This window comes from Photobacterium phosphoreum, from assembly GCF_002954725.1.
Lineage (GTDB): Bacteria > Pseudomonadota > Gammaproteobacteria > Enterobacterales > Vibrionaceae > Photobacterium > Photobacterium phosphoreum.
In genome coordinates, this window is record NZ_MSCQ01000003.1 from 13,299 (window position 1) to 28,336 (window position 15,038).

Here is a 15,038-nt window from a genome sequence, read left to right on the forward strand (position 1 = left end):
TTGCTATTTCAAGCTAAATAATGATAGCGATTACTCACCTTCATCTTCATTTATTTCATCCATGAAACGAGCTCGACGTAATTCAGCTTCTGCCATAACCGCATTGATTTCAGCCATTAAGCCATCAATATCAGCATCAATCTCGCTTTCAATATATACGCCAGTTAATTCTGTTTCTGGGGTTAGCGTACCAGCTTGAAATAATGCCCACATTTCTTTGCCGTATTGAGTTTCAAGTACTTCTGGCGCATAACGACCATAATACTGGGCCATGTTATTAACATCACGCTCAAACATCCATTTAGCGTTATTATTTGCAGAAGCATCTACCGCTTGGGGTAAATCAATAATGACAGGCCCTTGACCATCCACCAGCACATTAAATTCAGATAAGTCGCCATGAATAAGACCAATACATAACATACGCTTGATATACTTTATCATTAGCGCATGATCGCGTAAGGCTTGCTCTTTGGTCAACGTAATATCATTTAAACGTGGAGCAACAGCGCCATCAGCATCTGTAATCAGCTCCATTAACAATACGCCATCGAAACAACCATAAGGAATAGGAGCACGTACATCGGCTTTTAGCAATAATGACAGTGCATCAACTTCAGCCTGCTGCCATACTTTTTCTTGCTCATCACGGCCAAATTTAGAGCCTTTTTCCATTGCTCGAGCGCGGCGACTGTTACGTACCTTACGCCCTTCACGGTAAGTTACCGCTTTTTTAAAACTGCGCTGATCAATTTCTTTATAGACTTTAGCGCAACAAATTTTACCACCACTGCGAACAACATACACAGAGGCTTCTTTACCGCTCATCAGTTGAGATAAAACGTCATCAACAAGACCATCTTCAACGAGGGGTTGTAATCGTGGAGGAATCTTCATTACACCTACATTTGTCAGTAACTGGGAATATACTTATTTATAATATCGCATTATCGCCAGCTGAAAATTTTTAACAAGTATTGATGATGGTTATTTCTCAATAGCTCAAATAACCATCAAAGTTAACATGCAGATCACAGCGTTAAAATTAGATTATTAATCATTAAATACAACAACATAAAATTCCAATCTTCAATGTATCTTTCACCTTAAGCTCCTTTCATTATTAGTCTCAATAAAACACCATCTGTCGATGGTGACTGATTTAAAAATAAAAAAAATAATGAGAAATCACATGAAAAATGGCTTATTACCCCAAAAATCATTACTCGCGGTAGTAATCATGAGCACCCTTGCTCTTTCACCACTAGCAATAGCACAAACACCAACCAATACCTCAATCAATAATCAATTTATAAATAATTCATCATTAAATATTAAATTAATCAGTGATACTCGAGTTCGTTCTCGTAATGACAACTCAGCGTTTGATGCTTATGGTCGGTTAAATTATTCAGCCTACAATGCCATTATTGATTTTAATTCTGGCTATTATGATAATTTTATCGGAGTAGATGTTGCAGGCTATTTAGCCGGTGATGTTTATAACAACAGTATCCAAAATGATAATAATGAATATTTATCCAATGAAATTTCATTATCACACAACCAAGATTGGGGGGCGGGTAATGGTCCACATCTCAAACTTTATACTGCGGCGGTCAAATTTAAATACCACGATCTTTTTAGCGGCAAAATTGGTTTAATTCAATCAACAGGCAACGGCACAATCGGTAACGTCTGGTCATTTGTACCAGGTACTTACCGAGGTTTAGAACTGAACGCTCATATTGACGGGGGTAAGTTAACCTACTTCTGGGCTGATAAATACACCGCACCATGGCTACTCAGTGAGGATGATTACGTTGGTTGGGCAAATACCCAATGGAATTATATTCACTCATTAGGTTATGAAAACAGCTTCGGTGATTTTTCTTATAATCTTGGTATTGGTCAAGCGATGGATGTTCGTTATAGCGATACAACTCGCAGCGTTAATCCAACCTCCTATAAGATCTACACTCGCTATCAACTGAACCCTAATATTCAACTTGCAGCTGATTTTTATGGCGTTAACGACAAGATTAAATATAACGGTTTAGGTTATATGAGTGGGCTATCATTGAATATGAATCATGGTCAATGGAGTTGGTTATCACAGTTAAGGTACGCTAATAGTAATAACGGTACTGAAATTGTGCCACGTACTATTTATACCTACGCCATGAATAATGGTAGTTGGTCTCAGTTTTGGGATGCACTCTCTGATTGGAACCAGTCAGGAGAAGTCTCGCTGTATAACCGCTTATCTTTTAATGCTGGCAATGGTTGGAACTACTACATGGGCTTAGGCTATGGTTCAGGAATGGACAGTGCTAAAGTGGGTTATAACAACGAAGCCGCCATAAATGGCACTGTTGGTTACACCTTACAACAAGGCACATTAAAAGGCAGCGTAGTGCAATTACATAGCACCTGGTTAACCCGTGACGAAATTAAATCAGCTACTGCTGGTAGAGATGAAACCGATGTTCGCTTGCAAGTGATCATTCCCTATTCTGTATTTTAATTGAAGTAGTCAAAATCACTAAGCTACAGATATATGCGCCTCAACGTTTAGTTGGGGCCTTTTTATATCAACAATCATGATCACTTTATCAAAGACAATAAATACATAAAGGTAATAAACAATAAATTGGGGACTTAAACCCGCTTTCCTTTGATTGATGACAAGGTGAAAAGCGAACTTAAGAAATTTTGAATGACGATGAGGCACAAAAAAAGCCCCAATCTTGCGATTGAGGCTTTCTTCTGAAATTTGGTGCCCGAGGACGGACTTGAACCGTCACTCCCGAAGGAAACGGATTTTGAATCCGTCGTGTATACCAATTTCACCACTCGGGCTTATGGCGGCTATTATACGGATATCATGTTGATGCGCAAGTACTAATCCAGAACATTTATCATATAAATACTCAAGCGCTGATTTTTCAAACTATCTTGATTTTATTGATGGTAATCAAACCACTATGTAATGTGATCGATGAATATATTTTGTAGCAATTTAGTGCATTCATTCGCAATTAGTTTACTGCTACACTGCCGCCCATAAGGATTTGTTCAACTATTATTGATACAGGAACCATCATGAAGAAAATCAAACCGCAACCGACTAAACCTTCACACCAATATCCAAGCTTATTACGTCGTTTAGGCGCTTGGTTCTACGATACTCTTATCGTCGCGGCTATTTTAATGGTTGCTGGTGCGGTTGCGATGGCAATGGTTGCGGCACTCCTTCATTTTGGTGTACTGACGTTAGGCAACTACCTAGATGCCAGTGATTATATAATCTCTGACCCGACAGCTAGTGCGTTATACAGTGCTTATCTTGCCATGGTTATTATTGGTTTTTATAGTTATTTTTGGACTCAGGCTGGTCAAACTCTAGGAATGCGAGCATGGAAACTAAAGCTTCAAAATAAAGATGGCTCTCATATTAAAATCACCCAAGCTTTTATTCGTATAGCGACTTCTGCATTTGGTTTAGGTAACTTAATGGCCTTTAATAATAAGCGCCGTTCAATGCAAGATATTATGGCAGAATGCGAAATGATCGTGACGACAGAAGTGCACTAACCCTACGTACGATACAAAACAATGCCAATAAAAAAGGAGCCATGCGGCTCCTTTTTTAATCGCTATAATTTACGGCGGAGTAAATAAATAGTGATCGCTAAAAACACCAGACTTGGCGCAAGCGCGCCAACTATCGGCGGTAAGTTATAGACTAAGCTCATTGGTCCAAACACTTCATTGGAAATATAAAACGCAAATCCAAAGATAACCCCAGATAACACCCTTGCGCCCATGGTGACAGAACGCAACGGTCCAAACACAAACGACAATGCTAATAACATCATTACTGCAATAGAGACGGGTTGCAGTGCTTTACGCCAAAACGCCAATTCATAACGTACAGCATCTTGCTTCGATTCTTTTAAATAACCAACATAATCATATAACCCAGAAAGCGATAACTCTTCCGGTTTAACGGTTACAACGGCTAACTTATCGGGCGTTAATGTGGTTTGCCATTTTTTAGTGTCGTAATGAACATTTGTAATCTGAGCAGGATTAGTCATATTGGTTACGGTAACATTCTGCATCGTCCAGCCAAGCTTGGCGTCATAAGTTGCGGTTTTTGCCGATAACACATCAAGTAGTTTATCTTGGTTATCAAATTGCCAAATATTCACTACATCAATTTGATTTTTATCGTGCACACGACCCAGATAAATAAAGTCATTATCATCTTTTGCCCACACACCACTTTGCACCGATAGCATACTGCCACCGCTGATCCACAATGCACGAAGTTCACGCGCTGCTTTTTGCGCTTGTGGTGCGCCCCATTGACCTAATAACGTCACAATGATCATTAATGGTACAGCTGTTTTTAGGGTTGATAAGCCAATGTCTAACTTAGAAAAACCTGACGCTTGCATTACCACTAACTCAGAGCTTGATGCCAACATCCCTAAGCCGATTAATGCCCCCAACAATACTGCCATCGGGAAAAATGTCACAATGTCTTGTGGCATGGATAATAATACAAAATATAACGCTTTCAGCAGATCGTAACTGCCCTCACCCACTTTACGTAACTGCTCAACATATTTAATGATGGCAGATAACCCCACCAAGGTTGATAAGGTTAATGCCGATGTCGCGATAATAGTTCGGCCAATATACCAGTCGAGAATTTTAAACATTAACCGCGTCTCCGTAATTTATCTTTGAGGCGTCGAACCGGTAAGCTATCCCAGCTATTTAAACCAATCGCGATCAATAAAGCGCCAATATTAATCGGCCACATTCCCATCCACCCAGGAATAAAACCATCTTCAATCGCAGATTTTGCGGATGATATTGCTAGGAAATACGCTAAATAAATTAATACTGCTGGCGCTAATTTAGCAAATCGTCCTTGACGAGGATTGACCGCTGACAACGGCACCACAATCATAACCAATAACGGAATACATAAAATTAACGATAACCGCCACTGTAGTTCTGCGGTAGCGGCTAAACTTGGATCTTTTAACAATTCAGCGGTGGTTTTCGCTTCCCAATCACGGGAGCCTTGCTTTACTTTACGTTGCCCAATTAAGGCTTGATAATCATCAAAATGTGTAATGCCATAATTAAGCTGAGTCGGTACCCCTTCATAACGGGTACCATGCTGTAAATCTAACATTTGGCGACCATCAGTTTGTTCTGTCACAAAACCACGTTCCGCCACCATAACGCTTGGTTGCAATGAATCTTGGGCTTTTAATTGCGCCACAAACACATGATGCAGTTTGGAACCTTTATCTGTAATGTTATTAACAAACACCACCCCTGAGCCATTTGGGGTCATTTGGAAAGTGCCTTTAACTAACATATTTAAGCCTGGATCCGCTTTGGCTTGATCTGTTACTTGTTCAATTTTATTTTGAGCCCACGGCGCAACCCATAATGAATTCGCCGTTGCTATCGATCCGGTAATCAATGCCAATGCTAGTGCAGCGCGAATAAGAAACTTATTCCCCATACCAGTGGCACTCATCACAGTAATTTCGCTTTCAGCGTACAAGCGGCCAAAGGTGAGCAAAATACCAATATATAAACTCAGCGGTAACATTAACAATGCCATTGCTGGAATAGAAAGTCCCATTAAAGTAATGATCAGATTGCTCGGAATCGAACCATCGGTCGCTTGTGCTAAAATGCGAATGAACTTTTGGCTAATAAAGACAAGAAAAAGCACAAAAAGTACTGCTAATTGGCTTTTTACTGTCTCTCTCGTCAAATACCTAACAATAATCACGCGTTATATTCCCATAGAAAACTTGTTTTTTTGATGGAATCACTATAGTTTTTCGTTAAATTAGTTATTTTTTTATCTTTCGGCTGAATGTAGTCCGCGCTTCTAAGCCTATACCGAAATCTCGGCAGAGCAAGCAAGTGTGGTATTATCTAACATTTAGCGTTAATTGTCTTTATAGGATGTTAGGAGTACGCATGGAGTTCAGTGTCAAAAGCGGTAGCCCCGAAAAACAGCGCAGTGCGTGTATTGTCGTGGGTGTATTTGAACCACGTCGCCTCTCTCCAATCGCGGAACAGCTAGACAAAATAAGTGATGGCTATATTAGCTCATTACTGCGTCGTGGTGACCTTGAAGGTAAACCAGGACAAATGTTGTTATTGCACCATGTTCCCAATGTATTATCTGAACGTGTATTACTGGTTGGTTGTGGTAAAGAACGTGAACTTGATGAACGCCAGTATAAGCAAATCATCAAAAAAACCATCAGTACCTTAAATGAAACCGGTTCAATGGAAGCGGTATGTTTTCTTACTGAGTTGCATGTTAAAGGTCGCGATACCTACTGGAAAGTACGTCAAGCAGTAGAAACAACCAAAGATAGCCTTTATACCTTTAACCAATTTAAAAGTAACAAGCCTGAGACGCGCCGTCCACTACGTAAATTAGTTTTTAACGTACCAACACGTCGTGAACTGTCTTTAGGCGAACGTGCTATTACTCATGGTCTTGCTATTTCTTCAGGCGTAAAAGCCAGTAAAGACCTTGGTAATATGCCACCTAACGTCGCTAATCCTGCTTATTTAGCCTCACAGGCACGTCGTTTAGCAGATGATTTTGAAACGGTTAGTACCAAAATCATTGGCGAGCAAGAAATGGCAACTTTAGGTATGACATCATACTTAGCAGTTGGTCAAGGCTCTAAAAATGAAGCCATGATGTCAGTGATTGAATACAAAGGTCATCCTGATCCAGAATCAAAGCCCATTGTACTTGTCGGTAAAGGTTTAACCTTTGACTCAGGCGGTATTTCTATTAAGCCTAGCGCTCAAATGGATGAAATGAAGTACGACATGTGTGGTGCAGCTTCTGTATTTGGTACCATGAAAGCACTGGCTAAACTAAACTTACCAATCAATGTCGTGGGTATTTTAGCCGGTTGTGAAAATATGCCAGGTGGTGGTGCATATCGCCCAGGTGATATTCTTACTACTATGTCAGGTCAAACAGTTGAAGTATTAAATACTGATGCTGAAGGCCGTTTAGTGCTATGTGATGCATTAACTTACGTTGAGCGTTTTGATCCTGAATGTGTGGTTGATGTTGCGACATTAACTGGCGCATGTGTGGTGGCACTTGGTCATCATATTAGTGGCTTAATGGGTAACCATAATCCACTTGCTCACGAACTGATTAATGCCTCTGAGCAATCGGGCGATCGCGCTTGGCGTTTACCAATGAGTGATGAGTATCAAGAGCAAATTGCCAGTCCATTTGCAGATATTGCCAACCTAGGTACGCCTGGTGCTGGCACTATTACTGCTGCTTGTTTCTTATCTCGCTTTACTAAGAAATATAATTGGGCTCACCTTGATATTGCAGGTACGGCTTGGAAAGGTGGCGCTGCGAAAGGCTCGACCGGACGTCCAGTGCCATTGCTGGTCCAATTCCTACTCAATCGAGCAGGCCAAGAGATTGTCGAATAAGACACTCAGAAAAGGGCCTATGGCCCTTTTCTTTTAGGACATTAATTTATGACTCATGCTACGTTTTATATATTAGATGATAATCAAGATGATGCTGATAGCGATTTTCAGTGGCATTTTGCTTGTCGTTGCGCAGCCATGAGTTACCGTCAAGGATTACGGATTTACCTACTTGCAGCAGACAAACAACAGGCAGAACAAATAGATGAATATCTATGGCAACAAGATCCCGACAACTTTGTCCCGCACAATTTAATTGGCGAAGGACCAAGAGGTGGATCGCCGGTTGAAATTGGTTGGCCCGGTTTACGCTATAGCGGACACCGCGCAGTATTAATTAATTTAGCCGAAATTGTCGCAAATTTTGCGGTTAGCTTTGCACAAGTGGTAGACTTTGTCCCTTGCGACGAAACGCTCAAACAGCAGGCGCGCGAGCGTTACAAGGCTTATCGCCTTGCTGGCATTCAAATTACGACTGCCAATGCTGTTACTGAGACGCCTTAATTCCACATAGAATAGAATCCTTCTAAGAGCGCTATGGAAAAGACATACAACCCACAATCAATTGAACAAGCGCTTTATCAGCGCTGGGAAGAGGCTGGTTACTTTAAGCCTCATGGTGATACATCTAAAGATGCTTACAGCATTATGATCCCGCCACCAAACGTCACAGGCAGCCTTCACATGGGCCACGCGTTCCAGGATACCATTATGGATACCCTGATTCGTTGTGAGCGTATGAAAGGTAAAAACACCCTATGGCAGGTTGGTACAGACCACGCAGGTATTGCTACCCAAATGGTTGTGGAGCGTAAGATCGCTGCTGAAGAAGGCAAAACTAAACACGACTACGGCCGTGATGCTTTCATCGATAAGATCTGGGAATGGAAAAACGAATCTGGTGGCACTATCACCAAACAGCTTCGTCGCCTTGGCGCATCAGTAGACTGGGATCGTGAGCGCTTCACGATGGATGACGGTCTATCAAATGCAGTACAAGAAGTTTTCGTTCGCCTATACCAAGAAGATCTACTTTACCGTGGTAAGCGTTTGGTTAACTGGGATCCAAAACTGCACACAGCAATCTCTGACATCGAAGTTGAAAATAAAGATGTTAAAGGTTACATGTGGCATTTCCGTTACCCACTAGCAGACGGTATTAAAACTGCTGATGGAAAAGATTACATTGTTGTAGCAACTACTCGCCCAGAAACTATGCTGGGTGATACAGGTGTTGCGGTAAACCCTGAAGATCCACGTTACAAAGATCTGATCGGTAAAGAGATCATTCTGCCTATCGTTGGCCGTCGCATCCCTATTTTAGGTGATGAACATGCTGATATGGATAAAGGTACGGGTTGTGTAAAAATCACCCCTGCACACGATTTCAATGACTACGAAGTCGGTAAGCGTCATAGCCTACCAATGATCAACATCCTAACTTTCAATGCTGATATTCGTGATGCGGCGGAAGTCTTCACCACTAACGGCGAAGAAAGCGATGTTTACAGCACTGAAATCCCAGCAAAATACCAGGGTATGGAGCGCTTTGCAGCCCGTAAAGCTATCGTTGCTGAATTTGACGAGCTAGGTCTGCTAGAAGAAATTAAAGATCACGATCTTACTATTCCTTATGGTGATCGTGGTGGCGTGGTTATCGAACCAATGCTAACCGCACAATGGTACGTTCGCGCGGCACCATTAGCTGAACCTGCTATCCAAGCAGTAGAGAACGGTGATATCCAATTCGTCCCTAAGCAGTACGAAAACATGTACTTCTCTTGGATGCGTGATATTCAAGATTGGTGTATTTCACGTCAACTTTGGTGGGGTCACCGCATTCCAGCTTGGTACGATAACGACGGTAATGTTTACGTTGGTCGTAACGAAGATGAAGTACGTGAGAAACACAATCTAGCGCCTGTTGTGGTGCTAAACCAAGACAACGACGTACTGGATACATGGTTCTCTTCAGCACTATGGACATTTGGTACCCAAGGCTGGCCAGAAAACACCCCTGATCTTAAAACTTTCCACCCATCTGATGTGTTGGTAACCGGTTTTGACATCATCTTCTTCTGGGTTGCGCGTATGATCATGATGACCATGCACTTCTGTAAAGATGAAGACGGCAAGCCACAAGTTCCGTTTAAAACTGTTTACGTTACTGGTCTTATCCGTGATGAAAACGGCGACAAGATGTCAAAATCGAAAGGTAACGTACTTGATCCTATCGATATGATCGACGGTATTGATCTTGAGTCTCTAGTAGAGAAGCGTTGTGGCAACATGATGCAGCCTCAACTAGCTGCGAAGATTGAAAAAGCCACTCGTAAGACATTTGAAGCAGGTATTGAACCTTACGGTACAGACGCATTACGTTTCACCCTTGCTGCAATGGCTTCTACTGGCCGTGACATCAACTGGGATATGAAGCGTCTTGAAGGTTACCGTAACTTCTGTAATAAGCTATGGAACGCTAGCCGTTACGTACTGATGAATGCAGAAGATCAAGATTGTGGTTTTGCTGCCGATAGCGAACTTGAATACTCAGTTGCAGATAAGTGGATTGAATCACAATTCCAACTAGCCGCGAAAGACTTCAATGCTCACATTGATAACTTCCGTCTAGATATGGCTGCTGGTGTACTGTACGAGTTCATCTGGAATCAATTCTGTGACTGGTATTTAGAGCTAACTAAACCTGTTTTATGGAAAGGCACTGAAGCACAGCAACGTGCAACACGCCATACCCTAATTACAGTGTTAGAAAAGACATTACGTCTTGCTCACCCTGTTCTTCCTTACATCACTGAATCAATCTGGCAGAGCGTGAAGCCGCTAGTTGATGGTGTTGAAGGTGAAACTATCATGACTCAGGCTCTGCCTCAGTTTGATGAAGCACAGTTTGATCAAGCGGCGATCACTGATATTGAATTTGTAAAAGCATTCATTACCAGCATTCGTAACTTACGTGCAGAATACGATATCGCACCAAGCAAGCCACTGTCAGTAATGCTGAAAGTCGCTGATGCTAACGATGCTGCCCGTATTGAAGCGAACCTGACTGTACTTAAATCTCTGGCTAAACTTGAAGAAGTTAAACTATTGGCTGACGGCGAAGTAACACCGGCTTGTGCGACTGCACTTGTAGGTAAATCTGAGCTGATGATCCCAATGGCAGGTCTGATCGACAAAGATGCTGAACTTGCACGTTTAGACAAAGAAATTGCGAAAATGGCAGGCGAAATCAAACGCACTGCTGGCAAACTAAGTAACGAAGGTTTTGTTGCTAAAGCACCTGAAATCGTAATCACTAAAGAACGTGAAAAACTAGCGGGTTATGAAGAAACATTGGTTAAGCTGACTGAGCAAAAAGCAACTATTGCTGCGCTATAAGTTTTAGCTAAATCCTAGAAACAAAAACCGACGTTTTTTGGCGTCGGTTTTTTTATTGCCCTTATCATTACAAGCCTCCCCTCAATCTAAACAGACTCCTAAACATACTCCTAAACATACTCCTAAACATACTGACAGATAATAGCTTTTACCTATTGGTAGTATATAAAATACCGAATTTATCTATTGAAATAAGTTTGTAATACTCATTGCATCAAATTAATGAGATTACCCTTATGAAGAAAACCCTCAGTTTTGCCATCATCCATTTTACCGTTGCTTTTAGTTTGGCATTTCTCTTAACGGGAAATCTTTTAATTGGTGGCTTAATCGCTTTAATTGAGCCAATGGTTAATACTGTTGCTTTCTACTTCCATGAGAAAGTATGGCAAACCAAAAATCTTGTTCAAACCCAACATTCCTCTCCGAGTAAAAAGACAATCAGTTTCGCTATACTGCACTTTAGTGTCGCTTTTACGGTGGTGTATTTATTAACGGGTGATGTGCTTCTTGGCGGCACCATGGCAATGATCGAGCCGACTATCAATACTTTTGCTTATTACCTGCACGAGCGAGTGTGGCAAAAGAAGCAGCATCAAAATACGCCTCAACAATTAATGTCGATGATGGTGTGTTTACACCATTAAGATAGTAAAAAACCCTGCTTGTTAAATGACATTACATCAATAACAAGCAGGGTTTATTAACTGGTATTATGGGTCGCTAATAACATTACTCACGCATAAACAGACTACTAATAACTTTGCTTAAGGTGATAAACCCGTAAACCTTGTACCACTTCAGCATAAGTCGCAGCGCCAATGTATTTTATTTGACGTTGGTGTTCAGGCACTAAAGTGAAACTTGAATCTTCAAATCGTCCTTCGCCTTCAAATTCCAAATGCACAAAGAAAGCTGGCTTACTGCTACTGAGCATTACCACGATATCATTATTGTGTTCGGCAACTTCAAACCGTAAATCAGGACAGGCTAACTCACAGTATTTAGGACGCGCTGGAAACCACGTATTTTCAATTAATTGCTGACCACTATGCAAATGAACATGGAAAAAACCATCTTGTTCATGACCATCTAAATCTTCATTAAGCCATTCCCAAACCACTTTGGTTGAGTCAGCTTCTAAATATTGAGTAATCGGCTCACGATAAAGAATTTCCCCTTCCCAGCTTTGCCACACCACCTCGCCTTTTAACTCGGTATTTTTACGGCCATCATTGACTAAATGTAATTTCAGCCCTTGTTGATCTCGCGTAAAAGTGGCTATTTGAGGTGCAAAAAAACGCCGCGCATGGTAATGCAATTGTTTCCAACGGCCGCTGTATTCAATCGATGACCACGAGCTTACTGGCCAACAGTCATTTAACTGCCAAAACAGCATCCCACGGTTAGTTGGTTTTTGAGTACGCCAATATTCAGCAGCTGTTTTAACCGCTAATGCTTGTTGCACTTGCGATAAATACAACATATTAACGAACCCGTTTGGAAACCTGAAATAGCGGGTAAACATCTCGGTAATAACCGAATTACCATGACTGCTTTTCTGATGGTTTTCAAAACTTGGCGAGCTTATATTCCAATCTTGTTCAGGTAAGAAACTCTTTACCGTTGGCAATGATGGCCAAGATTGAAAACCAAATTCAGAACAAAAACGCGGGGTCACTTGCAGATAAGCATCAAATTCTTTACCACTATCCCACACATCCCAACAGTGCATATCACCCCGTAGCGGATCATGATGCCACGTATCGATAATATCCAATTCACCATTACACGGTGAGCTTGCCCAAAAACGACGAGATGGATCTTCACGTTCAACCACTTCAGCTAAAGTACGGTTAAGACGATCATAGTTAAGCAGATGTTTTTCACGATGTTGACGCGATTCAGGATCGCGATCAATCGCACCTAAGACTTCATTATCACCGCACCATAGTACTAAACTAGGATGATCTTTTAAGCGTCGAACTTGGTATTCGACTTCTTGCTCAACTTCAGCAATAAAATCTGGGGTTGATGGGTAAAGGGCGTTGGCAAACATCAAATCTTGCCAAACAAGCAACCCTAATTCATCACAAAGATTATAGAAAATATCTTTTTCATACATTCCACCACCCCATACGCGTAGCATGTTCATATTGGCAGCGGCAGCATCGGTTAACAAACTTCGATAACGTTGCTCAGTCATACGCGCAGGCATGGCATCAATCGGGATCCAATTGGCACCACGAGCAGAAATAGGCACATCATTGACCATCACCACCATGCTTTGGCCCTGATCGTCATCTTCAGTGATCAGCTCTAACTTACGTAAACCAATTTGTTTGGTGATCGCAACGCCATCAGCTTCCAGCGCCAACTTATATAATCGCTGCTTACCGTAACCTGCTGGCCACCAATGACGAGGGTTATCAATACGGAAAATGACACTGGCTTTGGTGGCTTCACGATCGAGAGTAAGGTGGAAAGTCTGACCGTCAAAGGTCACTGACGCATTAGCTAACCCTTTTTCAGAAACAACTTCATAATGTAATGTAACCGCTAACTCACACCCTTGCTGGTGCCATTTCTGTTTGGTGGCTAAATGGCTTATGCGAACATGCTCAATCGGCTGCAGCACAATATCACCATAAACACCTAATACAGATAAACAAATACTCCAATCCCAACCACTATGGAACTGTGGTTTACGCAACGTATTCATAAACGGAATTTGGTTATTACCCTTTGCCCACGGCACTGGAAACGGTAATTTATCAGCACGATTTTTAGCCGCTAAATCAGCACGATGTAATACAATTTCAATACGGTTAGCACCAATTTGCAGACAACTTAACACATCCACTTTATGACGCATGAACATATTATTAAAATCGGCAACGGTATGACCATTAATACGAATTTCGGCTACCGTATCAAGCTGATCTAATACCAAATCCATGGCATTACACGTCAATTGTTCGGCAGTTAATTCAAAGTGGCGGCTGACAATCCAGTCGCACTCACCAACCCACTGAACTTTTTTTTCATTGGTCGCCCAATAAGGATCAGGGATCTCTCCGGCTGCATATAATGCTGAGTGAACATCACCCGGCAAATCAATATGAAGGTCTTGAATTGCTGAGCGTTGGACACACGCAAGCAACCACTGGCCATTAAGTGAGATTGTCATCAATCACTCCAATACTGAATTATTCAGTATGATTTAAATGTGTGAGGATAAAAGGAAAGATTTACACGCGTCGTGATTACAGACAGTGATCACGAGTAAATTTCTATCATATCGTTAATATCAAAGTTTGATACCAATGCCAAAAAGTAGAAAAAGCCAGCAAAATGCCGGCTTTTAAGAACAGAGTGGTGTTATGACGATTTATTCTTCGTCTTCATTCTCTTCTTCATCATCTTCGTCAGATTCGAAGTAAGTACCCCAACCGTCGTAATCGATGCTGTGCTTTTCAGCCAGTTTAATCAGCTTTTCAGCTTGCTCATCAATTAGTTCTACATTTAGGGCTGATTCCATTACGGCATCAAAACATACAACTTTGCCGCCGCCATCTTCAGGATCCAGTTCTAACTCTTCTGCTTCTAAAACATTAAAACCAAGTTTAAATGCTTCAACCGCAGCAGCTTCTAGTTCTTCAAATGTGTCTGCAGAGAAGTGGTGCTCAATAGTATAAAGCGCCTCTGGCTCACTGCCATCTTCAAGTAACGCGGCTATAATTTCGCGCGTTTCTTCTTTTTGCTCTGCAATCAATTCTGCGTAAGACATAGTATCACTCTACCTATGGAATAAATTTGCTGGCAAATATCGCATGGTTTGCACTCAATTACCATATCTTACGCGTAAGCCCAGCCTAAATTGATCTTAATCAACCGTTGATGGATTAATGCTTGAAGACCAAATACTCATCAATATGCATAAAATTTCACAATCATTACCCTCTATTCTTCGCTAATAACCACAACACCAACCTTCAGTCTGCTATTTAACAATAACGATTCGCATAGCCACCCAGTTTTTTTAAACAAATATCCCCAAGATAAAAATGATGCTTTAACACCTCGATATAAAAGCCAAAAAA

11 protein-coding genes and 1 tRNA gene are annotated in these 15,038 nt (G+C 41.4%); 6 read left to right on the forward strand and 6 right to left on the reverse strand.

The window, feature by feature from the left end:
* Window positions 1-30: 30 nt before the first annotated feature.
* On the reverse strand, window positions 31-897 hold the full coding sequence (locus BTO21_RS17955) for a PA4780 family RIO1-like protein kinase (RefSeq protein WP_045027888.1): 867 nt from the start codon (window positions 895-897) through the stop codon (window positions 31-33).
* Between the two features lie 295 nt (window positions 898-1,192).
* Between BTO21_RS17955 and BTO21_RS17960 the strand changes: the two genes are divergently transcribed.
* A complete protein-coding gene (locus tag BTO21_RS17960; protein ID WP_045027892.1) occupies window positions 1,193-2,527 on the forward strand; it encodes a hypothetical protein in 1,335 nt (444 codons plus the stop codon).
* Between the two features lie 250 nt (window positions 2,528-2,777).
* On the opposite strand, the gene BTO21_RS17970 is transcribed toward BTO21_RS17960, so the two are convergent.
* A tRNA-Leu gene (locus tag BTO21_RS17970) sits at window positions 2,778-2,862 on the reverse strand.
* Window positions 2,863-3,105: 243 nt separating this feature from the next.
* Between BTO21_RS17970 and BTO21_RS17975 the strand changes: the two genes are divergently transcribed.
* Window positions 3,106-3,597 (forward strand): RDD family protein, encoded by a 492-nt coding sequence (locus BTO21_RS17975; RefSeq protein ID WP_045027896.1) that lies wholly within the window; start codon window positions 3,106-3,108, stop codon window positions 3,595-3,597.
* Window positions 3,598-3,659: 62 nt separating this feature from the next.
* Here BTO21_RS17975 and lptG read toward each other — a convergent pair whose 3' ends face one another.
* The gene (lptG, locus tag BTO21_RS17980; protein WP_045027897.1) at window positions 3,660-4,733 is read right to left on the reverse strand and encodes an LPS export ABC transporter permease LptG; all 1,074 of its coding nucleotides are present in this window, start codon (window positions 4,731-4,733) and stop codon (window positions 3,660-3,662) included.
* Window positions 4,733-5,833, reverse strand: a complete 1,101-nt coding sequence (gene lptF / locus BTO21_RS17985; protein ID WP_045027899.1) for an LPS export ABC transporter permease LptF — start codon at window positions 5,831-5,833, stop codon at window positions 4,733-4,735. The genes lptG and lptF overlap by 1 nt, the downstream gene beginning before the upstream one ends.
* 194 nt (window positions 5,834-6,027) lie before the next feature.
* Between lptF and pepA the strand changes: the two genes are divergently transcribed.
* The 4 genes from pepA (at window position 6,028) to BTO21_RS18005 (ending at window position 11,582) form a co-directional block, all read left to right on the forward strand.
* Window positions 6,028-7,536, forward strand: a complete 1,509-nt coding sequence (gene pepA / locus BTO21_RS17990) for a leucyl aminopeptidase (RefSeq protein WP_045027900.1) — start codon at window positions 6,028-6,030, stop codon at window positions 7,534-7,536.
* Between the two features lie 48 nt (window positions 7,537-7,584).
* Window positions 7,585-8,040, forward strand: a complete 456-nt coding sequence (locus BTO21_RS17995; RefSeq protein WP_045027901.1) for a DNA polymerase III subunit chi — start codon at window positions 7,585-7,587, stop codon at window positions 8,038-8,040.
* 33 nt (window positions 8,041-8,073) lie between these two features.
* Entirely contained in the window at window positions 8,074-10,935 is a 2,862-nt protein-coding gene (locus BTO21_RS18000; RefSeq protein ID WP_045027902.1) for a valine--tRNA ligase, read from the forward strand.
* A 236-nt stretch (window positions 10,936-11,171) separates the two neighbouring features.
* Window positions 11,172-11,582 carry a DUF2061 domain-containing protein gene (locus BTO21_RS18005; protein ID WP_045027903.1) on the forward strand — a complete coding sequence of 137 codons (411 nt, stop codon included), beginning with the start codon at window positions 11,172-11,174 and terminating at the stop codon, window positions 11,580-11,582.
* A 107-nt stretch (window positions 11,583-11,689) separates the two neighbouring features.
* On the opposite strand, the gene BTO21_RS18010 is transcribed toward BTO21_RS18005, so the two are convergent.
* Both BTO21_RS18010 and rraB read right to left on the reverse strand, forming a co-directional pair.
* On the reverse strand, window positions 11,690-14,125 hold the full coding sequence (locus tag BTO21_RS18010) for a beta-mannosidase (protein WP_045027904.1): 2,436 nt from the start codon (window positions 14,123-14,125) through the stop codon (window positions 11,690-11,692).
* A gap of 201 nt (window positions 14,126-14,326) precedes the next feature.
* Window positions 14,327-14,725 carry a ribonuclease E inhibitor RraB gene (gene rraB / locus BTO21_RS18015; protein ID WP_045027906.1) on the reverse strand — a complete coding sequence of 133 codons (399 nt, stop codon included), beginning with the start codon at window positions 14,723-14,725 and terminating at the stop codon, window positions 14,327-14,329.
* Window positions 14,726-15,038 lie beyond the last annotated feature (313 nt).